The sequence below is a fragment of the Kribbella sp. NPDC051952 genome (genome assembly GCF_040680855.1).
In the GTDB taxonomy this organism is placed as follows: domain Bacteria; phylum Actinomycetota; class Actinomycetes; order Propionibacteriales; family Kribbellaceae; genus Kribbella.
Genome location: NZ_JBFAXQ010000021.1, coordinates 107037 through 132454, shown reverse-complemented (window position 1 = coordinate 132454; position 25418 = coordinate 107037). Strand labels below are relative to the sequence as shown.

23 protein-coding genes are annotated in these 25418 nt (G+C 69.2%); 15 read left to right on the top strand and 8 right to left on the bottom strand.

The window, feature by feature from the left end; all coding sequences use genetic code 11:
• Positions 1-16: 16 nt before the first annotated feature.
• Positions 17-736, top strand: coding sequence for a peptidylprolyl isomerase (locus AB0L70_RS31770; RefSeq protein ID WP_363690458.1), 720 nt, complete (start codon positions 17-19; stop codon positions 734-736).
• Here AB0L70_RS31770 and AB0L70_RS31765 read toward each other — a convergent pair.
• Positions 719-1327 carry a hypothetical protein gene (locus AB0L70_RS31765; RefSeq protein WP_363690457.1) on the bottom strand — a complete coding sequence of 203 codons (609 nt, stop codon included), beginning with the start codon at positions 1325-1327 and terminating at the stop codon, positions 719-721. The two genes, AB0L70_RS31770 and AB0L70_RS31765, sit on opposite strands and share 18 nt — an antisense overlap.
• Before the next feature lie 75 nt (positions 1328-1402).
• On the opposite strand from AB0L70_RS31765, the gene AB0L70_RS31760 reads away from it, so the two are divergent.
• Together AB0L70_RS31760 and AB0L70_RS31755 are read left to right on the top strand one after the other, a co-directional pair.
• Positions 1403-1609 carry a hypothetical protein gene (locus tag AB0L70_RS31760; RefSeq protein ID WP_363690456.1) on the top strand — a complete coding sequence of 69 codons (207 nt, stop codon included), beginning with the start codon at positions 1403-1405 and terminating at the stop codon, positions 1607-1609.
• Positions 1591-2982, top strand: a complete 1392-nt coding sequence (locus AB0L70_RS31755) for an amidase (RefSeq protein WP_363690455.1) — start codon at positions 1591-1593, stop codon at positions 2980-2982. Before AB0L70_RS31760 ends, AB0L70_RS31755 begins: the two co-directional genes overlap by 19 nt.
• Here the strand turns inward: AB0L70_RS31755 and AB0L70_RS31750 are convergent.
• Both AB0L70_RS31750 and AB0L70_RS31745 read right to left on the bottom strand, forming a co-directional pair.
• Positions 2971-4008 carry an HAD-IIA family hydrolase gene (locus AB0L70_RS31750; RefSeq protein WP_363690454.1) on the bottom strand — a complete coding sequence of 346 codons (1038 nt, stop codon included), beginning with the start codon at positions 4006-4008 and terminating at the stop codon, positions 2971-2973. The two genes, AB0L70_RS31755 and AB0L70_RS31750, sit on opposite strands and share 12 nt — an antisense overlap.
• A complete protein-coding gene (locus tag AB0L70_RS31745) occupies positions 4005-4925 on the bottom strand; it encodes a class I fructose-bisphosphate aldolase (RefSeq protein WP_363690453.1) in 921 nt (306 codons plus the stop codon). The genes AB0L70_RS31750 and AB0L70_RS31745 overlap by 4 nt, the downstream gene beginning before the upstream one ends.
• 198 nt (positions 4926-5123) lie before the next feature.
• On the opposite strand from AB0L70_RS31745, the gene AB0L70_RS31740 reads away from it, so the two are divergent.
• Both AB0L70_RS31740 and AB0L70_RS31735 read left to right on the top strand, forming a co-directional pair.
• Positions 5124-6182: a class 1 fructose-bisphosphatase gene (locus tag AB0L70_RS31740; protein WP_363690452.1), complete on the top strand. Its 1059-nt coding sequence runs from the start codon at positions 5124-5126 to the stop codon at positions 6180-6182.
• Positions 6183-6193: 11 nt separating this feature from the next.
• Positions 6194-7069, top strand: a complete 876-nt coding sequence (locus AB0L70_RS31735; protein ID WP_363690451.1) for a phosphoribulokinase — start codon at positions 6194-6196, stop codon at positions 7067-7069.
• Between the two features lie 4 nt (positions 7070-7073).
• Here the strand turns inward: AB0L70_RS31735 and AB0L70_RS31730 are convergent, their stop codons facing one another.
• The 3 genes from AB0L70_RS31730 to AB0L70_RS31720 are packed head-to-tail and all read right to left on the bottom strand — an operon-like array spanning position 7074 to position 10799.
• Complete coding sequence (locus AB0L70_RS31730) at positions 7074-8237, bottom strand: MSMEG_0565 family glycosyltransferase (protein ID WP_363690450.1); 1164 nt, start codon at positions 8235-8237, stop codon at positions 7074-7076.
• 25 nt (positions 8238-8262) lie between these two features.
• Entirely contained in the window at positions 8263-9792 is a 1530-nt protein-coding gene (locus tag AB0L70_RS31725; protein ID WP_363690449.1) for a hypothetical protein, read from the bottom strand.
• On the bottom strand, positions 9789-10799 hold the full coding sequence (locus tag AB0L70_RS31720) for a carbamate kinase (RefSeq protein WP_363690448.1): 1011 nt from the start codon (positions 10797-10799) through the stop codon (positions 9789-9791). Before AB0L70_RS31720 ends, AB0L70_RS31725 begins: the two co-directional genes overlap by 4 nt.
• Positions 10800-10914: 115 nt before the next feature.
• On the opposite strand from AB0L70_RS31720, the gene AB0L70_RS31715 reads away from it, so the two are divergent.
• The 3 genes from AB0L70_RS31715 to AB0L70_RS31705 are packed head-to-tail and all read left to right on the top strand — an operon-like array spanning position 10915 to position 13295.
• The gene (locus AB0L70_RS31715; RefSeq protein WP_363690447.1) at positions 10915-11571 is read left to right on the top strand and encodes a hypothetical protein; all 657 of its coding nucleotides are present in this window, start codon (positions 10915-10917) and stop codon (positions 11569-11571) included.
• 36 nt (positions 11572-11607) lie between these two features.
• A complete protein-coding gene (locus AB0L70_RS31710) occupies positions 11608-12774 on the top strand; it encodes an MSMEG_0568 family radical SAM protein (protein ID WP_363690446.1) in 1167 nt (388 codons plus the stop codon).
• A complete protein-coding gene (locus AB0L70_RS31705; RefSeq protein WP_363690445.1) occupies positions 12771-13295 on the top strand; it encodes an MSMEG_0567/Sll0786 family nitrogen starvation N-acetyltransferase in 525 nt (174 codons plus the stop codon). Before AB0L70_RS31710 ends, AB0L70_RS31705 begins: the two co-directional genes overlap by 4 nt.
• On the opposite strand, the gene AB0L70_RS31700 is transcribed toward AB0L70_RS31705, so the two are convergent.
• Entirely contained in the window at positions 13292-14263 is a 972-nt protein-coding gene (locus AB0L70_RS31700; protein WP_363690444.1) for an AIR synthase related protein, read from the bottom strand. The two genes, AB0L70_RS31705 and AB0L70_RS31700, sit on opposite strands and share 4 nt — an antisense overlap.
• 77 nt (positions 14264-14340) lie before the next feature.
• On the opposite strand from AB0L70_RS31700, the gene AB0L70_RS31695 reads away from it, so the two are divergent.
• Both AB0L70_RS31695 and AB0L70_RS31690 read left to right on the top strand, forming a co-directional pair.
• Positions 14341-15759: a DUF1116 domain-containing protein gene (locus AB0L70_RS31695; RefSeq protein WP_363690443.1), complete on the top strand. Its 1419-nt coding sequence runs from the start codon at positions 14341-14343 to the stop codon at positions 15757-15759.
• A 101-nt stretch (positions 15760-15860) separates the two neighbouring features.
• On the top strand, positions 15861-16577 hold the full coding sequence (locus tag AB0L70_RS31690; RefSeq protein WP_363690442.1) for a DUF2877 domain-containing protein: 717 nt from the start codon (positions 15861-15863) through the stop codon (positions 16575-16577).
• On the opposite strand, the gene AB0L70_RS31685 is transcribed toward AB0L70_RS31690, so the two are convergent.
• Positions 16528-19707, bottom strand: a complete 3180-nt coding sequence (locus tag AB0L70_RS31685; protein ID WP_363690441.1) for an AAA family ATPase — start codon at positions 19705-19707, stop codon at positions 16528-16530. The two genes, AB0L70_RS31690 and AB0L70_RS31685, sit on opposite strands and share 50 nt — an antisense overlap.
• Positions 19708-19848: 141 nt before the next feature.
• Between AB0L70_RS31685 and AB0L70_RS31680 the strand changes: the two genes are divergently transcribed.
• From AB0L70_RS31680 to AB0L70_RS31660, 5 genes are read left to right on the top strand one after another with little or no spacing between them, the layout of a single operon-like run.
• The gene (locus AB0L70_RS31680; protein ID WP_363690440.1) at positions 19849-20643 is read left to right on the top strand and encodes a phosphosulfolactate synthase; all 795 of its coding nucleotides are present in this window, start codon (positions 19849-19851) and stop codon (positions 20641-20643) included.
• Positions 20633-21562 (top strand): hypothetical protein, encoded by a 930-nt coding sequence (locus AB0L70_RS31675; protein WP_363690439.1) that lies wholly within the window; start codon positions 20633-20635, stop codon positions 21560-21562. The genes AB0L70_RS31680 and AB0L70_RS31675 overlap by 11 nt, the downstream gene beginning before the upstream one ends.
• Complete coding sequence (locus tag AB0L70_RS31670; protein WP_363690438.1) at positions 21547-22896, top strand: adenylosuccinate lyase family protein; 1350 nt, start codon at positions 21547-21549, stop codon at positions 22894-22896. Before AB0L70_RS31675 ends, AB0L70_RS31670 begins: the two co-directional genes overlap by 16 nt.
• Positions 22887-23861 (top strand): pyridoxal-phosphate dependent enzyme, encoded by a 975-nt coding sequence (locus AB0L70_RS31665; RefSeq protein WP_363690437.1) that lies wholly within the window; start codon positions 22887-22889, stop codon positions 23859-23861. The genes AB0L70_RS31670 and AB0L70_RS31665 overlap by 10 nt, the downstream gene beginning before the upstream one ends.
• Complete coding sequence (locus tag AB0L70_RS31660; protein ID WP_363690436.1) at positions 23858-25372, top strand: lyase family protein; 1515 nt, start codon at positions 23858-23860, stop codon at positions 25370-25372. Before AB0L70_RS31665 ends, AB0L70_RS31660 begins: the two co-directional genes overlap by 4 nt.
• The last annotated feature ends 46 nt before the right edge of the window (positions 25373-25418 follow it).

Below are 25418 nucleotides of genomic sequence, written 5' to 3'. Positions count from 1 at the left end.
CGGAGAGGACCTCCTCATGAGAGTCACGAGTGCCATCGCGTGCGCGACGCTAACGGTTGCCAGTCTGCTGGTAGCCACGGCGCCGGCGGATGCGGCTGTTCAGGCCAAGCCTGGACCTTGTGGGTACACGGCGACGCCGGACGAACCGCCGGCCCGGCCGGTGTCGTTGCCGCCGGATCCCGCGCACACGCCGGACAAGGGGATCGTCAAGGTCCTGGTCGCGACCAACCAGGGACCGATGCTGCTGTCACTGGACCGGGCCAAGGCGCCGTGCACGGTGCAGAGCTTCCTGCATCTGGCCAAGAGCCGGTTCTACGACTTCACGACCTGTCACCGGCTGACGCTGTACCCGACGCTGAAGGTCCTGCAGTGCGGCGACCCGAGCGGCACCGGTGAAGGTGGGCCGGGCTACAAGTACAAGGACGAACTCCCGACCGACCTGCCCAACTGGCCGGCCGATCCGACCGGCGTCCGCAAGACTTACGCGCGCGGCACGCTGGCGATGGCGAACGCCGGGCCGGACACCAACGGCAGCCAGTTCTTCCTGGTCTTCGGGGACTCCGGGCTGCGTCCGGACTACACCGTCTTCGGATCGGTCGACAAGCTCGGCCTCAAGGTGCTCGACCGGGTGGCGGCCGCCGGCATCAACCCGACGCCGGACGACCCGGCGCCGGTCGACGGACCGCCGGCCCGGAAGACCGACATCCTGATCGCGCGGTCACTCGGCGTCTGGTAGCTCGACCGCTTCGCCGCCGTCCTCCGCGAGGGCGGCGGCGACCAGGCGGGCGTTGGCCGTGAACTCCGCCGCGGGGATCTTCGGCAGCAGGTCGTCCCAGGCCGCGATCATCGCGCCGCGGAGCTGCATCATGCCCAGCGGGCGGGCCAGGAACCAGACGTGGAAGTGCTCGCTGCCGTCGCCCCAGCGGTTGAAGTGGGTGCGGCCGACGCTGTCGATGCGCCTGATCGCGCCGGCGACCCGCTGGATCATCGGACCGAGCGTCGCGGTCAGCTCGGGCGGCAGGTTGTCGAGGCGATAGTGCTCGAGCGGTTCGAGCAGCGCGACGAACGGAAGCCCGCTGGCCCCGAAGGCCTTCAGCCCCCACTGGTCGTCACGCCAGATGACCGACCGGTCCGGATCCGAGCACTTCGGACAGGGCTCACCACCGGGCTCACCGCGCCGCGGGGGCTCCGGGAGTGCGGGCTGGTCCAGGGGCACGACCTGTACGTCGCCGTCGAACGGGAAGAAGGGTCCGCCCAGCACCGGGTCTGCTGACATGCGTTCGCCGTACGGAAGTCTGCGGTGATACTCCGATGGAAGCTCAGTCATGAGTTGCAGTGTGCTGCAACGCCGGTGCAACAGCATCCCCGACCATCTGATCAAGCCCCTACACCGGGAGATCAGATGAACGATGTCGTGACCGCCTTGTGCCGGCAGCTCTACACCCTCGCCCGACGCGAGGAGGAGGCCGCGGAGCACGAAGCCGCGCGTACGCCGCACTCGGGACCGACCCCCGCGTCGGTCGAGGTGCACCGGATCGCGGCCCGGCTGCTGCGGGCCGATGCCGACCGCCTCGAGTTCGAGTCCCGCCCGTGGGGCGTCCCCATCTGATGCTCGAAACCCAGCCGAGCTGGCCGAGCCTGGCGGTGCTGCGGCATGAGCAGCTCGCCGGTGAACTCACGTCTGCCGCGCTGGTCCACGAATGCCTGACCCGGATCGCTGAGTTCGACGGTCGGCTGGGAGCCATCCTCGCGCTCAACCCGAATGCCGCGCGAGACGCCGCCGCGGCCGACGAGCACCTGACGCGAACGGGCCAGCCGCTCGGTCCGCTGCACGGGATCCCGATCCTGGTGAAAGACGTGTTCGAGACGCAGGGGATCCCGACGACCTTCGGCTGCCGGGCTTTCCGCGGCTACCTGCCGGAGGCCGACGCCGAGGCGGTACGGCGACTCCGGGCGGCCGGCGCGATCATCCTCGGTAAGACCGCGACGCCGGACTTCGCCATGTCGTGGCTGTCCGACTCGTCGCTGGGAGTGCCGACGGTCAACGGGCGATCGGCGGCGCATGACGCCGGCGGATCCAGCAGCGGGTCGGCCGTGGCGGTCGCGACAGGCCTCGCGCCCGCTGCGATCGGATCCGACACGGGCGGATCCGTACGAGTCCCGGCCTCGTTCAACGGCGTGGTCGGCATGCGCCCGACGCCCGGCGTGATCCCGACCTATGGGATGTCCGCGCTGGTGTCGATTCAGGACACGCCAGGACCACTGACGAGCAGCGTCGATGATGCGGCGCTCCTGCTGGCGGTGCTGTCCGATGGGCGGTTGCCGGACAGCGAACCGCAGCGGCCGCTGGAGACCTATCGACTGGGTCGGCTGGTCCGCCCGGATTCCACGGCCGGATGGGATGGTGCCGACCAGGTCACGACGGTGATCGACAAGGCACTCGCCCGCCTTGGCGTGCGGGTCGAGACGGTCGAGGTGCCAGGGTTGGAAGGGCTGCTGCGGGACAGCTCGCCGTACCTGGTGACGGCTCGAGCGGATCTGGACGCCTTCCTCAGCTCTAGGAACAGGAGTTTCATCGACCTGTATGACTCGGGTGTCTTTCCTGAGGGGCTGGATCTCGCCGAGGTGCTGGCGACCCGCTCGACACCCGGAAGGCGGCACCGGATCGAACTGACCGCTGCTCGGCGCCGCCTGCATGAAGCGGTGGTGAACGTGATGACCAACCGTGGACTCGACGCGCTCGTCTACCCGACCGTTCGAGTGCCGGCGCCGCGACGGGATCGGGACCGGCTCCGGTTGCCGAGCGGTACGTTGCCCGTCAACACTCTGGTCGCGTCCCAGGCGGATCTGCCTGCTCTGACACTGCCCGGGGGTTGCACTGACGAGGGACTGCCGGTCGGCCTCGAACTGCTCGGCCTGCCCGCCAGGGACGCCGGGCTACTGCGCCTGGCCCGGCTGGTCGAACGTGCCTCAGACGCCTAGCCGGCGTTCGAGTGCTGCCCAGGGCGCGGTGTCCGCGGTCAGTGGCAGTCCGTTGTCCCGGGCCTGCCAGGCAGCCGAGATGACTGCCTGAAGCAACCGGTGGCGGGCGACCGGACGGCGTACCGACAACACGCCGTCGGCGGACACCTCGATGGCGTCGTCGGGTTCGTGCCGCCGGGACACGCCGGGCTGGAGCAGGCCAGGCAGACCGAACCCGAAGTAGGTCGGTCGAGCGGGCGCAGATGCGAACGCGAGGTCGCGCAGGGTGCTGGCGCCGCCCAGGACGAACATCGAGTCGAGGCCCGCCGCACGGGCGCCGGCGATGTCGGTGTCCAGTCGGTCGCCGACCATGATCGTCTCCTCGCGGTCGCATCCGAGCCGGGAGCGGGCCAGGTCGAACAGCGCCGTCCCCGGCTTACCCGTCACGTGCGGGATCTCCGGGGTTGTGGCCCGGACGGCACCGACGAAGGCACCATTGCCCGGGGCGAGTCCACGGGAAGTCGGTACGGTCTCGTCCAGGTTCGTCGCCACCCACAGTGCGCCCGCCTGGACGAGGTAGCCGACCTCGGCCAGCTCGCGCCAGGTCACGTCCTGCCCGGCTCCCTGGACCACGGCCTCCACCGATCGACCGTCGAGGTCGGCGACCCGGAGCGGGGTCAGCCCAGCCTCCGCGAGCGCTTCGGCGACGCCGAATCCACCAACGGCCAGGACCTGCGCCCCCGGTCCGAGACGGTCGACGACGTACGCCGCAGCCGCTTGCGAACTCGTGACGACGGACCACCCGTCGGCACTGATCCCCAACTGGCACAGATGATTCCGGGTAGCGATCGGCGAGCGGGAGGCGTTGTTGGTCGCGAACACCAACCCCACCTGACCGGCGATCATCGCGTTGAGACTCGGTACGGCTCCCTCGACGGCGTGCGCGCCGCGGTAGACCACGCCGTCGAGGTCGCAGATGACTCCTCGATATCCGGCCAGGACCGGCTGGGACCGGTCGACGAGATCCGTCGTGTGGAGGTGGTTCACGAACCAGCTCCACCGGCGACCAGCGCGGCCGCTACGGATTCGCCGGCCTGCCGGCAGTTCTGCAGCAGCACCCGAGCGCTTTCGGCATCGTCATGCTCGGACCCCCAGGCCTGGGCGGCCGTGGCGACCAGTGGCCGCGAGAACCCGAAGGTCACCTGCCACGGCTGCTGTTCGTGCGATGCCAGCACGGCGATCTCCCGCAGATGCGCGCAGGCTTGATCGAGCGGCTGACCCCCGGAGAGCAGGAGTACGCCGGGCATCCCGGGCAGCAAGCCCTTCGCCAGCAGGTCCACCGTCAAACGTGCCACCTGCGAGGAGTCCACGGCCACCGGGTTCGATCGCCCGGGCGTGATCATGTTGATCCGGAGCAGCAACCGTCCGGCATCGACGCCGACCCGCTCGAGCTCGTTGCGCAGGGCAAATAATGCGTTGCTCGTGACAGCCTGACTGACCGCGATACCAGAAGCACCAAGGTCCGGCATCGCGATGGTCAGAACGGGCAGAAGCCCTTCCGCCTGCGCAGCCACCGCACCCCGCGCGAGCGTCTGTACGCCGACGTGCACGGCCCCGCGGGGAACATCGAGCGGCGACAGATTCTCCCGCCACTCCACAAACGCGGCCCCACTCTCCGCCAGCGCAGTCAGCCGCCGGCGCGGGACCGACGACTCACCTGCCGGAGTGCTCATCCGTACGCCGATCAACGGCCGCCGGCCCGTCGGACGCAAAGCGGCAAAGGCCTTGGCCGTCAGTAGGACCGCGGAGATGTCGGTCTCCAGTCCCGGTGTGGCCAGCAACGCCTCGGTGAACCTGTGGGCACGATCGGTCCGTGCGACGAGGGCTTCGGCGTACTCGTCCACGACCAGCATTCCCTTGGGCGGGTGGAGGATCGCGGCGGCGGTGGCATCGATGGTGCGCATGTTCGGCCTCCTGCAAAGGAATGTGCGACGTTCCGTCGAAGCTAACGAGCCGCGCGCCCGGGCGACTCACCCATCGGGTTGAGCCTGCGGGTGATCGGCGTACTGGCCGTCCACCCCTGTGGTCACCCCTGGGGTGGATGTCGCACGGGCGCGGGACTGGTGTGCTCGGAGGGCCTACCCCCGCCGCGAGGAGTGCACATGCTGACCGAACGCCCCACGCTGACGCAGTTCCTCACCGAGGACCGGCGCCGTCACCCCGGCCCGCGCGCCGAGATCGATGCGTTGATCGGAGACGTCGCGCTCGCCTGCAAGGCAATCTCGCGGCGGATCGCGTCCGGCGCGCTGTCCGGAGTGCTTGGCGCGGCCGGGGCCACGAACGTGCACGGTGAGCAGCAGCAGAAGCTGGATGTGCTGGCCAACGACATCTTCCTGCGCTCGACCGAGCGGAGTGGGCTGCTGGCGGGGATGGCATCGGAGGAGCTCGAGGCGCCGTACCAACTGCCGGCCGGCTACACGCGGGGCAACTATCTGCTCGTGTTCGACCCGCTGGACGGCTCGTCCAACATCGACGTCAATGTGTCGGTGGGCAGCATCTTCTCGATCCTCCGCGCACCGGTCAGCGGTCCCGACGCACAGGTCAGTGACTTCCTCCAGCCGGGCACCGAACAGGTCGCCGCCGGCTTCGCGATCTACGGTCCGTCGACGATCCTGATGCTCACGGTCGGCAACGGCGTGCACGCCTTCACGCTCGACTCCGAGCTGGGCGAGTTCGTGCTGACCCGGTCGGACGTCACCGTGCCGGAAGCGACCGCCGAGTTCGCGATCAACACCTCGAACCACCGGTTCTGGGAGCCCGCCGTACAGCGCTATGTCGACGAGTGCCTGGCCGGTACGACGGGTCCGCGCGGGAAGGACTTCAACATGCGCTGGGTCGCCTCCCTGGTGGCCGAGGCGCACCGGATCCTGACCCGCGGTGGCGTGTTCCTCTACCCGCGCGACGCCAAGCAGAACGGCCGGCTCCGGCTGCTCTACGAGGCGAACCCGATCGCCTTCCTGATCGAGCAAGCCGGCGGTCGCGCGACGACCGGACGGGAGCGTGTGCTCGAGGTCGCGCCACAGGACCTGCACCAGCGGATCGGGTTCGTCTTCGGCTCCCGCGAGGAGGTCGAGCGGATCGAGCGCTACCACCGCGATGAGCCGGAGCAGCAGACCCACCCGCTGTACGCCTTCCGCGGTCTCTACCGCGCGACCGCCTGAGGAGCCGACCGATGTCAGCCAAGCACCCCGTTGTCGCGATCACAGGCTCGTCCGGCGCCGGCACCACCTCGGTGATGCGGACGTTCGAGCAGATCTTCCGGCGCGAGCAGGTGAACGCCGCGTTCGTCGAGGGCGACAGTTTCCACCGCTACGACCGGATGGGGATGAAGGACGAGATGACCCGGGCGCTGGCCGAGGGCGATCACACCTTCAGCCACTTCGGGCCGGACGCCAATCTGTTCGACGAGCTCGAGTCCCTGTTCCGCGAGTACGGCGAACGCGGCGGCGGTCAGGTCCGTCGATATCTCCACGACGACCAGGAGGCAGCGCCGTACGGGCAGGATCCGGGCACGTTCACGCCCTGGGAGGATCTCCCGGACAGCACGGATCTCTTGTTCTACGAGGGTTTGCACGGTGCCGTCGTGACCGAGAAGGTCGATGTCGCCCAGTATGCCGACCTGCTGATCGGCGTCGTACCGGTGATCAACCTGGAGTGGACGCAGAAGCTGCACCGGGACAAGGGCATGCGCGGCTACTCCACCGAGGCGGTGACCGAGACGATCCTGCGCCGGATGCACGACTACGTGAACTACATGTGCCCGCAGTTCTCCCGGACCGACGTCAACTTCCAGCGCGTGCCGGTGGTCGACACGTCCAACCCGTTCATCGCGAGGACGATTCCGACGCCGGACGAGTCGATGCTGGTGATCCGGTTCAAGGATCCGCGCGGGATCGACTTCCCGTACCTGCTGTCGATGCTGCACGACTCGTTCATGTCGCGGCCCAATACCATCGTCTGCCCCGGCGGAAAGATGGACCTGGCCATGCAGCTGATCTTCACCCCGATGCTGTGGCGTCTCCTCGAGCGCCGCAACAGCACGCGCTGATCGCTCAGCGAGCGTTGAGCGCCCGGCGGTAGACCTCGAGGTGCTGCTCGGCGGTGGCGGACCACGGATAGCGTGCCGCGACCGTCGGGCCGTGCTGGGCGAGCCGGCGCCGCGTTTCCTCGTCGTCCACCAGGCGCGCGAGCCCTTGGGCGAGGGAGGCCGCGTCGCCGGCGTTGGTCATGAGCGCGTCGTCTTCGTCGGTCAGGAACTCGTGGAACACGTCGATGTCGGACGTGACAACCGGCAGGCCGGCCGCCATCGCCTCCAGGACCACCAGACCCCAGCCCTCCTTCATCGACGGGAACGCGAACCCGTCCGCGGCACTGAACCACTCCGGCAGCTCCGCGTCCGAGACGGTCCCGAGCAGTACGACGTCCTTGCCGAGCTCCAGCCCACTCGGCTCGAGCGAGTCGAGCACGCTCTCGCGGTAGGCCCGGTAGTCCTGGAACGAATGACCGCCGATGATCGCCAGCATCGGCGGATTCGGATGCGTCGCCTTCAACCGTGCCAGCGCCTCGACGAGGTACGCCGTACCCTTGCGCGGCTCGATTCCGCCCACGGTCAGGTAGACGAACCGATCGTCCACACCGAGCTTCTGCCGCAGCTCCTTGCGTCGCAGCTCGCTGATGCCGGCGCTGAACCGCTCGGCGCGGATCCCGTTCGTGACGATGCCCGCGTGGACGCCGTAGTCCTTCAGCAGTAGGTCCTGCCAGAGCTTGCTCACCACCAGTACGTCGTCCGGCTCGAGGATCGCGTTTCGCTGGCAGTCCATCAGCGCCTGCGTGGTGAAGTCGTCGACGTGGTGAACCGTCCGGATCACGCGGTACGACGTCCCAGCGTCACGGATCCGGGCTGCGGCGCGGGCCGAGATGCAATCCTGGCTGTGCACGATGTCGAACTGATCGCCGATCTCGCCCAGATACTCGGTCAGCGTCGCGATCGACTGGAACACCCGCTCCTCGAGCGTCGGCGCGGGCGCAGGCGCATCGATCAACCGCACCGGTACGCCGACCTCCCGGAAGAACCCCTTGCCCTGGTCGGACAACGCCACCACGGTGACGAGGACCCCGGCCGCCTGCAGTGCCTCCGCAAGCTCCAGGGTGTGTACGACGCCACCTCGAGGGTTGACCGAGTACGTCGTGAGCGCCAAGCGCAGGCCATCTCCCACAGCCGTCCCTCCCACAGCCGTCCTCCTACAGTTCCGCCGCGACCAGCGCGGGGTCCCGCAGCGCGATCGCGGCCGCGGCGAGTGCGGCCCGGGCAGCCGTCTCGGTGACGATGCAGCCGGCCCGCCGAAGCGTCTCCTGCTGGGCCGCGAACCCTTGCGGATCGAGCTCGGTGCCGAGCACATAGGCCACGACGATCGCGCCGGAGCCGGTCACCTTCTCGATCGCGGGCGCGAGCATGCCGGCCGGGTCGTCGTGAGCGCCGTCACCGATCACCACGTCGAGCAGGACCGCGGCGACACCGTCGTCGTCGACCTGCCGTTCGAGGAACTCGATCCGCGCCTGCGGATCGATCATCGGATGCGGGCGGCCGACCGTGTACTCCTCTTCACCGAGGTCGAGGAACAGATGCGAGTCGGGCTTGGCCGTGTCGACAGTGAGCGACTTGTCCAGCGGGACGTTGGAGTGGATCGGGCCGAGGTGATCGGTCGCGATCGTCAGCGCCTCGTAGCAGAGTGTCCCGCCGCTGTAGAGGCCGACGACCTTGCGTCGCGTCGGTGCCAGCCCGGTGATCAGGCCCGCCACGTCTTCGGCCAGTCCCTGCACGAGATCGGGAGCCGATCCGCCGACCAGCGCGATGGTCTCGGCGGCGCCACGTTCGAGGGTGTTGACCACTGTCACGTGATCCGGGGTCGAGAGGCTGTCGCGCAGGCCCATGAGGGCGGCGACCGTGGGCTTGGACGGCACCTTCAGCAGCCGCTCGGCAACCTCACGCGATGGTGGTTTCGACACCAACAGGATCGCCTTGGTCCGCTCGTCGGCGTCGAGTGCACGCAGCGCCGACTCGGCCATCAGGCCGCCGACCTCGGGGGAGAGGTCGCGACCGCCCACGCCGATCACATGAGAGACGCCGATGCCCCAGCGGTCCAGCAGGCTCATCACCTCTTGCGCGCCGGTCCCGGCGGCCGCGACGATGCCGACCGGTCCCGCGCTGACGCGGTTCGCGAACCCGAGGCCGGCGCCCGCGATCATCGCCGTACCGGCGCCGGGCCCCATCACGAGCAGGCCGAGGTCGCGGGCGCGTTCCTTGAGCTGGATCTCGTCCTCGAGCGGGACGTTGTCGCTGAACAGCAGGACGTTGAGACCGGCCGTCAGGGCCTTGTGTGTCTCGAGTGCGGCGTATGAGCCGGGCACCGAGATGATCGCGACGTTCGCGTCCGGCCGCTCGACCAGGGCCTCGCCGAGATCGGTCGCGTTCTGTACGGCGTCGTCGCCGTCCGCCGTGGTCGCGGCGAAGAGTGCGGCTTCGGCGGTCTCGAGGGCGGCCGTCGCCGCATCGTCGTCGTCGGCCCGGACAGCCAGCACGAGGTCGTTGGCCGCAGCGGTGTCGACATCGCCGGAAACCCCTTGTTCCGCGAGCGTTTCGAGGTTCGCCGGGGTCGCCATCAGCGCCCAGCCCCAGGACACACCGGGGGACCCGAGGATCGCGCGGGTCGCCTCGAGCAGGCGGACGCTGTCCTTGTAGGAGTTCTTGCGTACGGCGACGCGCGTGCTCATCCGACCAGCTCCTTGGTGGTGGCGGGGGTGGAAAGGTCCTCGGGCAGGATCCGGGTGCCACGGCCGCCTTCGACGACGCCGTGTGGCTCGTCGAGGGTCGCGTAGACGAGCTCCGGGGTGGTGATGGCCGCGAACCGCGGCCGGTCGATCGACGCCGGTCCCTCGACGAACTTGATCGCCGCGCTCATCTTCGGGCCCATGCTGCCGGGCGGGAACTGGCCGTCGGCCAGGTGCCGGCGGGCTTCGCTCACCGTCAGCTCCTGCACCGACCGCTCCCGCGGCGTACCGAAGTCGAGCTTGACCGAGGGGACGCCGGTGACCATGACGAGGGCGTTCGCGTTCGCCGAGGCCGCGATCCGTTCGGCGGCGAAGTCCTTGTCGATCACCGCGTCGACGCCGTGGAAGGCGCCGTTCTCCTCGATCACGGGGATCCCGCCCCCGCCGGCGGCGACCACGATGTGACCGGACTGCGCGAGTGTGGTGACGGCGTTCGCTTCGAGAATCGCCTGGGGCGTGGGGGAGGGGACGACCCGGCGGTAGCCCCGGCCGGCGTCCGGGATCATCGTCCAGCCGCGGGTTGCCGCGAACTGCTCGGCCTCTTCCTTGCCGAAGAACGGACCGATCGGCTTGGTCGGGTTGGTGAACGCGGGGTCGTCGCGGTCGACGACGATGTGGGTGATCACGGACACCGCACCGGGGATCTCGTGGCCGCAGACTTCGTGCAGGGCCAGACAGATCAGGCTGCCCAACGCGCCCTGGGTCATCGCGCCGAGGGAGAACAGCGGCTGGGCCGGCACCAGCCGGGCACCTTCTTCGTGCTGGATGGCGAGGTTGCCGACCTGCGGCCCGTTGCCGTGCACGATGATGACCTGCCAGCCGCGCCGCAGCAGCGACCGGACCGACTTGGCCATCGCGAGGGCGTTCGCGTACTGCTCCTCGAGGGTGCCCCGCTGGTCCTCGCGGGTGAGTGCGTTGCCGCCGAGGGCGATGACCGCGATATCGCTCATGTCCGGGCTCCCACTGTTCATGCACGTGCGCTGTGCGTAGCCTGCTGCGGAGGGCACAACATAGCAGATGGACGTGTCGTATAGTAGACGTCGAGACCGATCCGGGAGATGCGCGATGACTGACGAGATGACCGCCCGAGCCCTTCGATCCTCCTGGCGGGCGTCGGAACAGTCGCTGTACTCGATCGGTGGTGGCGACGTCGAGCGCTATCAGCGCGCCATCCGGCTGGTTCGTGCGATCGTCGACGATCTGCACGACGTGACCTCGACCGATGAGTTGGTCGATCGCTGGCCGGAGGCCGGCGGGATTGTGGTCGCGGCCGCGGAGCGTGCCGGACTGACCCTCGGTGCGTTGCCGGTGGATCAGGTCGCGGGTGCGGCCTTCGCCTTGCGCCAGACCGTCCTGCAGTCGGAGGAGACGCGGCGGGCTCGCACTGTGCTCATTGAGACGGCCAGGGCGGAAGGCGCCGATTGGGTCGTCCTGCATGAGTCAGGCGATCCGCTGGCCGGGTTCGCGGATCCCTATGGCTCGACCCGGATGCATGTCACGTCCGGGCTCGCCATCGTGGCTGCGGTGCAGCCCGATCTCGGCACGGGCGCCGCGGTCTGCACGCTGACCGTCATCCGGCTCGACCTGACTACCGGTGACCTGGTGGACGACGATCCGGGTATCGCCGACCTGACCTACTCCGACAGTTCGACCTTCCGCAGTGGCCAGGCCGCGTTGCAGGAGGTCGTCGAGGAGTTGGCTGCCGCCGATCGTATCGGATGATAGACGGATATCTCTGTTAAGAGATACATTGTGGCAATGACTCAGACCGCGCAGACCCGAACCCCCATCGCCACGGTCGACGACGGCAGTCGGCTGAGTGACCTGATCCTCGAACTCCAGGAGAAGGGCCTCGCGGTCAAGGGCCCACTGGAGCGTCGGCCCGGTGGCGCCGGTCCGTCGGACGCGGGCATGATCTGGGTCGAAGGCACCCCGGTCACCGTCCCCGTCGACGCCGCCTACGTCGCGGACACGCCGTATTCGCTCGAGTCGGAGGACTCCGGGCACGGGATCTACCGCGACGGGGTGCGGCTGGCGTCCGCGACTCCGGCTGGGCGGCCGCGCTTCTATGACATGGAAACCGCGGACGGTACGCCGTACTGGAAGCTCGCGTTGATGCATCTGGACTCGCTGGCGAGCACCGTGCTGCAGACCTGCGCGTACTGGGGTAATGACGACCAGTGCAAGTTCTGCGGCATCGGAGTGTCGCTCGCGTCGGGGAACACGGTCAAGGTGAAGCGGCCCGAGCAGCTCGCCGAAGTGGCGGTTGCTGCTCGCGATCTCGATGGCGCTGTGGACATCACGCTGACCACGGGCTCGACCTGGGGCAAGGATCGCGGTGCGTACTACGTGAGCAAGTGCGGACATGCGATGAAAGAGGCCTCGGGGTTGCCGGTCGAGGTGCAGTTCGAGCCGCCGACCGACCTCACCGTGATCGACAAGGTGCACGGCCTTGGCATCGACTCGCTCGGGATCCACGTCGAGTCGTTCGATCCCGACGTACTGGCTCGGGTCGCGCCGCCGAAGGCCCGGACCGGGATCGAGCGGTACTTCGAGACCTGGGAGTACGCCGTCGAGCGGTTCGGCGAGGGGCAGGTGTCGACGTACGTCATCCTCGGGATGGGCGAGGACCCCGAGCTCACGATCGCCGGGTGCAAGCGGGCGGTCGACATCGGTGTGTACCCGTTCATCGTGCCGCTGCGGCCGGTGCCGGGCAGCCTGATGGCCGACTCGGTGCCGCCGAGCCGCGCCTACACCGAGAGCATCGCCCGGCAGATCGCGCCCGAACTCGTGAAGCGAGGGCTGACCGCCGACAAGGTGACGGCCGGTTGTGCGCGATGCCAGGCCTGTTCGGCGCTGGGTTCGCTCGAACGAACCATCCAGCTGGGTATGCCCGGTGGCCTACCAGTGCGTAGTGCGTCATGACCGACATCGGTGTCTGGCGCGCGGCCGGCCGGGATCTCGCCAAGCACTATGCGATCCGCCAGCGGGTCTTCGTGCTCGAGCAACGAATCATGGAGTTCACCGATCTCGACCCGCACGACCGCGATCCGGAAACCGTTCATGTCCTGTCCGCGCAGGGTTCCAACGCGGCCGGCACGGTGCGGCTGTATCCGCTGGACGGTCAGCTCTGGCAGGGCGATCGCCTGGCGGTCCTGCCCTCACATCGGTCGTCGATGGTCGGGGCCGAGTTGGTGCGGTTCGCGGTCGCGACCGCCAAGTCGCTGGGTGGAGCGCAGATGCTCGCGCAGATCCAGCTGCCGAACGTCCGCTTCTTCGAACGGCTGGGCTGGACCCGGGCGGGCGCACCCGGCCCGTACTGCGGTCTGGATCATCAGCCGATGGTGTACGACGTGACCCAGGCCGCCGACCTGGACTGGCCCGGTCGTCCGGAGGAACTCGTACTCGAACCGCTCGTCGAGGTGCAGGACCTGCGCGCCGGTTAAGCCCACAGGCCGGTGATCGTCTCGGTGGCCAGATCCATCAGGACCGCCGTACTGTCGCCGTTCTTCACGATCAGCTGACTCTCCTCGGTCACCCGACCAACCTCTACACAGGCCAACCCGTGTCGCTCGAATACGGCCGCGCAGTCCGCAGCCCGATCCGCCGGAGTCGTCAACCAGAACGCGTACGTCGGGAACGCGATCAGCCAGCGCAATGGGTCGGTGTCGGCCGGAATGGGCATCCGGGCGAGATCGACCGTAGTGCCGTAGCGCGTGAACTCCAGCAGCATCGCAAGCGACCCCAGTGCGCCGGCCATCGACACATCCTTCGCCGCGAAGACCAGCCCGTCCTCGGCGACCTGCGCGAGCAGCCGCACATCACGAGCCAGCGTCGCGGACTGCTCGGTGATCGACGTGAAGAACGGGAAGTCCGGCCGCATCGTGCCGTTCAGGCAAGCCACGAACAACACCGCCTGCCCCGGCCGTACGTGCGCCATCGACAAAGGTGATCGCACTTGCCCGAGCGCGAACGCCGACAACGACGTGTCCGCGTCCGCGCGGGTCAGGTGGCCGCCGACGATCGGTACGTCGTACATCTTTGCGGCATCCGACATCCCGCGGAGCACCTCGGTCAGGTCGGCGTCGCGGCCGACCACCGTGTTCACGATGGCCTTCGGGATCCCGCCCATCGCGGCGACATCGTTGACGTTGGCAAGAACGCTGGCAACGCCTGCGCCATAAGGGTCTTGCCGGACGAAGCCAGGGGCGATCGCCTCACCACAGGCGATCACGCGGGCGCCATCGAGCTCGACCACGGCGCCGTCGTCACCCGGACCGTGCAGGGGATCGGAGGTGTCGAAGAAGGCGCTGACCTGAGCGATCGCGCCCTTCCCCGAGACGCCGGCGTGCTGGCGAACGATCGCCACGACGTCGTCCACGGATGGTGCGCTGGTCAGGGCTGGCCCGGTCATGATCCGTATCCTATAGTAGATGCTCATATCGGTCGAGAGATTTCCGTCCCGGCCGCCACCGCGTGAAAGGCCACCTGATGAGTCAGACTCCCGTCGTCGAGCTGCCGGCCGCCGTTGAGGTGGTCAACATCGGGCTTCCGCTGTTCGAGAGCGCGTTGCGCGACCAGGGGTGGCCGGTCATCGGCGTGGACTGGCGGATCCCCGGGGGTGGTGACGCCCGGACCGTGGCGGCGCTGGCCCGGCTGCTCGGTCCGCAGGCGGCGAGGGTCGACGAGGCCAACGCCGAGGTGGTCCGCCGGCTCAACGAGGGCGTGCCGTTGCTGGTCGGCATCGACACCGCGGGCACTGTCGTCCCGGGCATGGGAGAGCGCGACATCCTGCACTGCGGTCCGTCGATCGCGTTCGACCAGATGCCGAACCCGCTGCAGCGCTCGGTGCGGGCAGCCGTGGTGGCCGAGGGTTGGGCTCCCGACGTCGAAGCGGCCGGCCGGTTGGTCGAGTCGGGGGAGGTTCGGCTCAGGCCGGCCAACGAGCATCGGACGGTGGTCCCGATGGCGACGTCGATCGGACCGTCGGCGCCGGTGTACGTCGTACAGAACGAGCTTGGCGGGACGACGGCGTACTCGAGTATCAACCAGGGGTCCGGGCCGGTGCAGTGGTTCGGCGTCGACAGTGACGCGGCGATCGAACGGATCGTGTTCGTCCGGGACAAGGTTGGGCCGGTGCTGGCCGAGGCGTTGTCCAACCACGGGCCGGTCGACGCGTTTGCCCTTGCCGCACAGGGTGTTCCGATGGGTGACGACGTACACATGCGGGTGCAGGCGACCACGAACCTGTTCCTGCGTGACCTGCTGCCGTATCTGGTTCGCGGTACGCATCCGGCGACCGCTGAGGTGGCGACCTTCCTGAGTGGCAACCACCTGATGTTCCTGAACGTGGCCATGGCTGCGGCGAAGTCGCTGGTGGAGTGGGCGGGACAGGTGCCCGACTCGAGCATCGTGACCACGATGGCGCGCAACGGTACGACGTACGGCGTCCGGCTGGCCGGGGGAGGGGACGACTGGTTCCTCGCGCCTTCGCCGCCGATCCAGGATGCCTTGTACTACCCAGGTTTCGGCCCGGAGACCAGCGCGCCCGACATCGGTGACAGCGCCGTCCTGGAGCTCGTCGGACTAGGCGGGCCGGCGGCGGCGAACTCTCCTGCGGTAGCCGGCTTCCTTGGTGGCCGGATGTCCCATGCCATCGCCGCCACGCGCAGCATGCAGCGCATCTGTGCGGGTGAGAGCCCGCGGTTCCGGCTGCCGATCCTCGACAACGTCGGTACGCCGGTCGGTGTCGACGTACGCAAGGTGGTCGAGCTCGGCATCACACCCGCGGTGAACACCGGCATCATCCATGCGACCGACGGCACCGGACAGGTCGGTGCCGGGGTGGCCTGGGCGCCGATCGACTGCTTCACCGAAGCCCTGCTCGATCTCGACCGACGCCTGACGTGACTACCCAGCTCGCGCCGGTTGTCGCCGGGCAAGGCGTCGCCGCGGCTCATGCCGACGGCGCGTACGGGACTGTCGTAGGTACCTTCCGACACGGTTGCTACGTGCAGGTTGACGGTGAGATGTACGCCGTGGCCGGGCCGGCCGTGTCGCCCGGGCCGATCCATCTGATCGTCGAGCAGTTTCCGGCGCACCTGCCGGAAGGACTCGCGGTGTGGCGGGACGGCGGGCGGCTGCGCTCGACGGACTGGCAGATCGACCTCACCCGGGCGGCCGTCTATGCGCCCCGGCTGCCCGGTCCGTCCGAGCTGCAGCTGGCGGCCCCGGTCCTGCGGGCCATGCGCGAGCGCCTGGAGATCCCGGAGGATCTCAGTCGCTACTGGGAGCCGGTACGACGTGCTGTGGCGGCCGGTGAACTCACGGCCGCTCGGGAGCTGCTCGAGGGTCGCGGTGGTGGCCTGACCCCGACCGGCGACGACGTACTTGCGGGCATCTTGCTCGTGCACGCCTGGCGTGGGGACGATCCGGGTGAGCTGGCCGAGGTCGCGCACGCGGCGGCCACGACGAATCTCAGCCGGTCGTTCCTGGCCTGGGCCGCGCGCGGTCAGAGTCTGGCGCCGGTGCATGACCTGGTCGATCGAGCGGCGGCGGGTGATCGGTTCGGGTTCGATCGGGCCGCGGCCACGGTGTCGGCGATCGGTGGGTCGTCCGGTGTGGCATTGCTGTGGGGTATCGGTCTGGCTGCCACCGCCACGGGCGGGGGTGCTGCCATCACGCGATGGCGCGCGGGAGCCGGCCCGCCTGTGCGAAGCAGGCCCTGAGCTGGCGGGGGAGCGTCGCCTCCAGGCGGCGCAAGGCCTCGTGGGCCTCGTCGGGTGCACCGACCTCACCGAGCAGCAGGAGCGAACCGGTCCGCCGGGCGACGGTCGCGGCCTCTTCGCCTCGGCCGAGCAGATGCAGCGCCAATGCCTGGTACTTGAGTGAACTGGCCGCCCGCGCGGCTTCGAGCAGTGCGTCCGGATCGTCGAGCCCGATCCGGCAACGCACCTCGCGGACCCGGAGGTCGGCGCGCCACCGGAACGGCAGCCAGTGCTCGATCAGCTTGCTGGCCGCGTCCAGGCGTTCGGCCGCGCGGTCGAGTTGCCCGTCCAAGCGCTCGCTGTCCGCGAGTGAGCACAGGGCATGCAGCTCCTGCTCGATCTGCAGACTGCCCGCCTCCACCTCGCGCGACTGGCTCAGGGCCAGCTCGGACAGATCGTGTGCCCGAGTCGGCTCACCCAGTTCGCGCCACACCCAGGCCAGGGTCGTGTTCGTCCGGGCGCGATAGAAGGAAACGTCGTACCGCTCCAAAATCGCGGCCTTCGTCTGCAGGACGGTCAGGGCGCCGGACAGGTCTCCGGCATTGCCGCGGGCCAGGCCGGCGAAGAACAGTGCGCGCAGCAACGGATGGAACGCGCCGATGTTGTTCGAGATCGCGACCGCGTCGTCGAGCACCTCGATGGCCTCGCCGTACCGGTCGGCGTGGGCGAGCAGGGCGCCGAGACAACTCGACACCGACGCCTTCACGGCACCGTCCTCGTCACCGTTCTCGTTCAGAGCACGTTCGTACGCGCGGTTGGCGGCAACGAAATCGCCCGCCCAATGCTTGGTCCGGCCGAGCAGATTCCACGCGCTCGGCCGGGCACCGGGCATCCGGGACGCCTCGTCGGCTCGCGCCACCGCCTCCTCGACATCACGACGGTAGTACGCCGTCCAGCCGAGCCGCTCGACCGCAGTGGCTCGCAACGAGCGGTCGCCGCGGGCCAGAGCCAGCGCCTCGGCCTCTTGATGGTCCTCGATCGCCGCATCGAAGCGGCCGAGCTCCTCTTGGGCGGCGCCGCGGCCGATCAAGGCGAGGCCCTCAAGCTCTTGATCGCCTGCTGTTCGGGCCGTGTCCAGCGCTGAGGTGAACAGGCGGACGGCGTCGGCGTTTGCGAAGGACCGGCGCGCCAGCGTGGCTGCCTCGTACCAAGACCTTGCGGCCGCGGCGGTCAGGCCGGCGCGTTCCTGATGGTGAGCCCGCAGCTCCGGCCGGGCCGAGAAGATCTCGGCCAGCTGACGATGCCGTAGGACCCGGACCGGGCCGGGCAGGTTGTCGTACAGCGCCTGACCCAGGATCGGTGGCGAGGAGACGAACAACTCGTTGCGTGAGGCAAGTAGTCCGGCGGCCATCGCCTTCTGCAGCGTGGGCATCAGGTCGACGGCCGGGCGACCGACGAGCTGCTCGAGGGTCTCGAGATCGAAGGCGGTCCCGATCACCGCGGCGGACTGGAGTAGTTCCTCGACGTCGTTGCCACTGCGTCGTACCCGGCCTAGCACCATCGAGCGCAGGGTGGCCGGGATCGCCGACTCGTTCTCGCCGCGGGTGAGAGCGGCGAGCACCTCGACGACGAACATCAGGTGGCCCTGCGTCAGTTCCCAGACGAACGCGGCCTTGGTGGCATTACCCGCCTGCTTCGCGAGCAGGGCCACGTCGGACTCGACGAGCGGGCCGAGCTCGATCAGCTGACCGTTGTCCGCGAGTGCGCGCAGCTCGGCATCGAGGCGGTCCGACGGTACGGTCGCCACGACGAGGAGCGGCACGTCCTGACTGCTGTGCAGCAGCCACTGCGCCGCCTCGACCGTGGCAGTCCCGGCCAGATGTAGGTCGTCGAAGAACAGCAGCAACGGCTGGTCGGCCGCGGTCGTCGCGAACACGTGCCGCAGTGTGTTGAGGATCCGCCGGTGCTCGATCTCCGGGCTCGCACGCCGGTACTCGGTCGTCTCGATCACGTCCCGCAAATCGGGAACCAGTTCGACCGCGGTGTCGGTCCAGGAACCGAGCAGCGCGGGCAAGGCATCGGGGGCGGTGGACAGCAGGATTCGGCCGAGCACGGTGACGAGCGGCTGGAGTGGTGACGAGCGCTCGCCCTCGAAGCAGTCGACCCGGATCGCGCGGGCGCCGCCACGTTCGGCGTAGTCGGCCAGGTCTTGGGCCAGCGATGAGCAGCCGGACCCGGGGCTTCCGGTGACGACGATCGCGCCGGCGTGCCCGGCGGTCGCGTGGTGCCAGCGTTCGACCATTGCGGCGTACTCGTCCTGCCGTCCGATCAGCGCCGGAGAGCCCGCCACGGCAGATGGCCGTCGAACGCTGACCGGTCCGGGGTCGGCACCGCTCACGATCGCGCTGAACAGGGCATCGGTCTCCGGGCTGGGCTCGACCTCCAGTTCGTTGCGCAGTTCGAGACGGAGTTCGTCGTACGTGCGCAGTGCGGACGCGCGGTCGCCGAGATGCCACTGGGCGTTCATCAGGGCGCGGCCGGCCTGTTCGTCGTGGTGGGAGTGGGACAGCACGGACTCGGCCTGGTTCGCGATGTCGCTCCAGAGGCCGAGTTGCGCTTGGGCCTCCCAGCTGGCTCGGTTCAGCCGGCGGGACAGCGCGTCGACGTGCCGCTGCTGGTCCTCGGCCCAGCTGCGTTGGGCGAAGGTGGGTGGGAGCTCCGGGTGGCCGCGGGTGAGGAGGCCGAAGGCGCGTCGAGCAGCGGTCACCGTCACGGCTGGGCTCAAGGTGGCGCGGGCCTGCGCTGACTTGGTCAGCTCCTCGAGCAGGGCGAGGTCGCTGGTCCAGGAGCGACCTTGGTTGAAGCGGTAGCCGGTGGAGGAGGAGCCGGTGATGACGTCGGATCCGATGGCTCGGCGGACCCGGCTGACCAAGGATGCGATCACGCGGTCGGGGGTGTGGGGGGCCTCGTCACCCCAGAGGGCGTCGACCAGTACGTCGATCTCTACCAGTGCGCCGCCTCCGGCTACCAGTCGGCGGAGTAGTACGCCGGCTCTGCCTGCGGGCACTGGCCCGAGCGGGCGTCCGTTCGCGTCGGTGACCTCGAGAGGACCGAGCACGAACACGGTCGAGAGCGTCGTAGCACTGGACATCTGACGCTCCCCTCCGCCTGCCTGTCATCGTTTCCGGCGGGACTCTCTCCGCCGGCCTCGTTCGTTTCCTATGATATAAATACATCACTGATAGTGGAGGGCGGGAGTCCTCCTGGCGAGTCGGCTGGAGAGGCGGGCGTCATGGCTGGTGCTGGTCCGAGCTTCCTCACGTTGCCGGAGCGCCCCGCCAAACCCCGGTCGAGCGGGCTCACTCACGTGTTGGACAAAGGGTATTCCCTGGATCGCGTGGTGTCCGTGCTCTCGGCCTACCCGGATTGGATCGACGTCTGGAAGCTGGGCTGGGGGACGGCGTACATCGAGCCCGCGCTGGCCGAGAAGGTCCGGGTACTGCGGGACCACCAGGTCAAGCCCTGCACCGGCGGGACCCTGCTCGAGATCGCCTGGCTGCAGGACCGGGTGGACGAGTTCTTCGAGTTCGCCACCTGGGCCGGATTCGAGTCTGTCGAGGTGTCGCGGGGCAGCACGGACATGCTGCTGGCCGAGAAGCACCGGATCATCCGGCAGGCCCGGTCACTCGGTTTCGAGGTCTTCGCCGAGGTCGGCAGCAAGAACCCGGGCGACGTGGTGTCCGCGGCGGAGTGGACGGCCGAGCTCGAGAGCGACCTGGAGGCGGGCGCAAGCTGGCTGGTCGCCGAGGGTCGCGAGAGCGGCACGGTCGGCCTGTACGACGCGGGCGGCGAACTGCGCGACGACCTGCTCGACCGGCTCGCCGCATCGGCCGCAGCCGGGCTGCTCATCTACGAGGCCCCGCAGCGATCGCAGCAGGCGGTCCTGATCCGCCGGCTCGGCCCCGAGGTGAACCTCGGCAACATCGCGCTCGACGACGTGATGGGCCTGGAGACACTGCGGCGTGGACTCCGGTCCGACACGATCGGGATCGGCGCCGGGCTGGAGAGCTCGGTCCGTGCGCACTGACGAGCGGATCGAGAGCCGGCCGACCGATCTGGCCGCGCCGAACGTGGTCCCGTCCCGGTACCGGCAGGTCGCGGTTGCCGCCGTACCGACGCTCGACTCGGCCTGGCTGGTCGACCACTTCACCGACCGCGAGGTGTACTTCCGGACCCGGTTCGTCGTGGCCCGGCACGAGGGTCGGGTAGCGCTGGTGGAGGTCGATCGCAGGCCGTCGCCGGAGCTGTTCACGCTGACCGCCGACGCCAGGGTGCTGGCCGGACCGGATGACTGTGCCGTCCTTGTGGACGAGACCGTCGACACCGGGGTGCCGTCGCAGTTGGCCGAGGCCGCGGAGGCGTTTCCCGGCATGCGCTGCGTGGTGGTCGAAGGCTCGTACTCGCACGTGAGTTTCATCCTCAACCCGGCTCCGCTCCGGATCCGGCTGATCGACGTGATTCCACCGGGACCAGCCAAGCTGCTCGACCAGGTCCGCCGCGTGCTGGCCACGGCCGAGGACCTCCCGCCGGTGGTCGTCGTACCCGATCTGGTCGACAGTCGTCAGTTGCTTGCCGAGGCGTACGACGTGCCTCCCCAGGATGTGCTGATTCCCTGTCGTGGTTCGGGGATGGAGTTCCCGGGCAGCACCGTGTCGTTCCTGGACGAGCGACCGCCGGTGCGGGACTGGACCCTGCTCGGGTGTGAACGCTCCAACCAGATCCACCAATGGTTCTACGGCAGTACGCCGGAACGCGTCGACATCTGTCCGCGGCAATGGCTGGCCACGGGTGATCCACGCACGTTGACCCGGTGCTGTCTGCTCCAGGAGGGCATCGAGACGACGCCCACCGCGACGGTCGTGCCGTGGGGTGCCTCGCTGGCCGAGGTACGCGCGGCGATCGAGACGATCGTCGAACGGTCGGGGGTGGCATGGACGCACATCTGATCGACTCCGCGATCTTCGGGCATCAGTGGAGCACCGCCGAGAGCCGCGCGATGTTCGGGGAGCGAGCCCGGGTCGCCCGCTGGCTCGACGTGATCATCGCGCTCGCCGAGGCGCAGGCGGACGTCGGAATCATCCCGGCCTCCTCGGCAACCGCGATCGCCGGGCTGCGCGGAACCGAGCTGGATCTGGACGCGATCGCGGAAGGCACGCGGACCACCTCGCACTCGACCCTCGGCCTGATCCAGGTGCTGCAACGGTTGCTGCCGACGGACGCGGCCGAGCATGTGTACTACGGCATCACGGTTCAGGACATCTCCGACACCGCGCAGGTGCTGGAGATCGCTGAGGTCGGCAAGCTGTTCTGGCGGCAGCTCTGGGCGATCGAGGCGGACCTGCTGGCGTTGGCCGCACAGCATCGCGAGACGCCAATGGTTGGTCGCACCCACGGTCAGCCGGGAGCGCCGATCACCTTCGGGTTCAAGGCCGCGACGTGGGCCGACGAGGTCGGTCGCAGCCTGGAGCGCCTGGGCCAGGGTCGCGATCGGTGGCTGGTGGGCGAGCTGGGCGGAGCGGTCGGCGTACTCGGGTTCTTCGGGGAACAGGCGATGCCACTGCGAGCAGCGTTCTGCGAGCGGCTCGGGCTGGTCGAGCCGGCCATCTCGTGGTTGACGACGCGGGATCGGCTGGCGGAGTTCGCGCAGGTGCTGGCTTCGGCGGTCAATGCGATGGCCCGGATCGCGAACGAGGTCTACGTGCTCGCGCGCGCCGAGTTGGCCGAGGTTCGCGAGCCGACGGCGTCGACCACGGTCGGCAGTATCTCGATGCCGCACAAACGCAATCCCGAGGTGTCCGAGCAGATCGTCACGCTGGCCAGGCTGGTCCGATCGTCGGCCGGCGTCCTCAGCGAGACGTCGATCGGCGAGCACGAGCGGGACGGCCGGTCGTGGAAGACGGAGTGGGCGGTGTTGCCGGAGCTGAGCCATTACGCGCTCGCCGCGGCGGGCATGACCAGGACCCTGGTGCGCGATCTCGAGGTCGACCCGGAGCGGATGCTCGCGAACCTGCGCTCGACCGGGACCGCGTCCTCCGAGCGGCTGTTGAGCGTGATGTCGGCCCGGTTGGGCAAGCACACGGCGCAGGCCACGTTGCAGGACGCGTACCGGGTCGCAATCGGTTCCGGCCTGTCGTTGACCGCCGTACTCGAAGGTCAGATCGAGGCCGGCGAGCTGGCTGAGCTTGATCGGTTCGACACCGGCGCCGCGGCGGAGATGGCCGACGAGGTGGTGGCCCGCGCCGTCCGCCGCCGCGCGAGGGAGGGTTCGTCGTGGCGCTAGCGGATCTCCCGCGGGTGCCGCTCGGGATCTTCCCGACCCCGGTGCAGCAGGTCGCGGATCTCGCCGGTACGCCGGGCCTGCGCGACCTCCTCGTCAAACGCGACGACCTGACCGGGTTCGCCTGGGGTGGCAACAAGGTGCGGACACTCGAATACGTCCTCGGGGACGCGCTGTCGCTGCAGGCCGACACGATCGTGGTTGCGGGTGGACCAACCTCCAACTTCGCCGGTTTGCTGGCGGTGGCGGCGGCCGGCCAGGGGATCGACGTCGTACAGGTCTGTTACGGCGAACCGCGCGGTGGTGCGGCCGCGTTGGCACTGTCGAAACGGGCTGGGGCTCGGGTCGAGTTCACCGGCGTTGCCGATCGCAGCAGCATGGATCAGTACGCGGGCGAGCTGGCGGGTCGCCTGCGCGCCGAGGGCCGGCGTCCGTACGTCGTACCGCGCGGGGGAGCGACTCCGATCGGTGCCTGCGGATTCGCTGTCGCCGCGACTGAGTTGATCGAGCAGTTGGGCGACCGCGGCATCACCGTGGTGATCCCAGTCGGTTCGGGCGGCAGCATCGCCGGATTGCTCGCGGGACTCGCATCCACGCAGGTCGACGTCGTGGGCGTGTCCGTCTCCCGGCCCGTCGACGAGATCGAGGCACAGGTCTCACGTCGTACGGCGGAATGCGCAGAACTTATCGGCTCCGCCGGTCCGCCACCACCGTGGCGCGTGGTCGACGGACGCGGACCCGGGTACGGCGGTGGTTGGCCCGAGGCGGACGAGTTGGCCCGGACCCTCTTGGCGTACAGCGGTTTCGTCGCCGACCCGGTCTACAACGCGAAGGCGCTGTACTGGCTCAACGGCCATCGCGACGAGCTTCCCGGACCCGTCCTGTACTGGAGCACCGGTGGGGCACTCGCCGCCGCCGACGAACTCACCACCACACCATCGGTGGTCGGCAAGGAGGCGTCGTCATGACCGCTGTGAACTCGGCCCGCCGGGTCGAAGGCCCGTCCAAGGACGGTCCTGCCCAGCAGCTCATCGACGCCGGGTTCGCCTGGGAGATCGCCGACGCGCCCCTGCTCCACCACGGCCTGAACATGGCCGACATCGCGCACGTCCTCGACCTCCGGCACCGCCGGATCATCCCGGAACGTGCCGCCGCGTCGCTGCTCGGCGTACTGCTGGACACGCATCAGACCAAGCCGGAGGACTTCCCGTACGACGCCGCGTACGGCGAGCCGTACAACTCGCGGGAGCGGCACTTCGTCGCCACCATCGGGGACGACGCCGGCTGGCTGCACGCCGGCCGGCCGCGGCGGGAGGCGGCCCGGGTCGCGCTCCGGATCCTGCTGCGCGGGTTGACCGCCCGGCTCGCGGTCGGTGCGTCGGAGTTCGCGGCCACTACCTGCCGGACCGCGGCGAAGTACCGCGAGGTCTACATGCCGGATCAGACGTACCTCCAGCAGGCTCAGCCCTCGACGTTCGGCCATTACCTGCTCGGGTTCGCGCCGCCGGCGATCCGGGACTGCGAACGCCTGCTGGATGCCCTGTCCCAGCTCAACACCAGCCCCGGTGGCGCGGGGTGCGTCAACGGCAGCCGGTTGCTGGCGGACCGGCGCGTGATCGCGGACCTGCTCGGGTTCGACGACGTCATCACGCACACCCGCGACGCGATGTGGCAGACCGACACCTTCGTGGACGTGCTCAGTACGAGCGTCAGCCTGCTGTCCAACCAGTCCAAGCTCGCCGAGGACCTGGAGATCTGGTCCAGCCAGGAGTTCGACTACGTCGATCTGGCCGGGCCGTACACCCGGGCGTCGGTCCTGATGCCGCAGAAGCGCAACCCGTACGCCCTCTCGATCGTCCGCGGTGGTGGCGGCGTCCTGATCGGACGGCTGACCGGATTCCTGGCCGTGGTGAAGAGTCCCTCGGCCCGCAGCGACAACCTGATCTTCGCGTACGGCGAGATCCCCAAGGCGGTCGAGTTCGCCACCCGGATCACTGCCCTGATGGAGGGCGTGGTCGACACCCTCAGCGTCAACGAGGCGCGGATGTGGGAGCGTCTGGAGGAGGGGTACACGCAGGCCACGGACCTGGCCGAGTTCGTCATGCTCCGGTGCGGGCTGGACTACCGAGCGGCGTACCTGGTCGTCGGTGAGGTGGTTCGAGACGCCAGTGGGCGCGGGGTTCGCGGGGTCGACATCACCTCGGAGGATCTGGATCGCGCCGCCACCTCGGTGGTCGGGCGGACACTGGGCCTCGATGCCGAGGAGATCCGGACCGTGCTGGATCCGCGGGCCATCGTCGCCACCCGTAGCGCACTCGGCGGCGCCGCGCCGGAGGCCGTCGACGCGATGACCGAGGAGTACCTCGCCCGGTCCGTGGACCTCGGGTACCGGGCCAACCATGCGCTGGAGAAGTACGCCGCGGCCGAGGCCCGGCTGCTCGCCGAGGCCGAGCAGGTCGCCGCCGGACGGGGTGCCTGAGCTGCCTGGACGAGGTGCCTGAAGCGGCGTTGCAACGCCGTGCAAC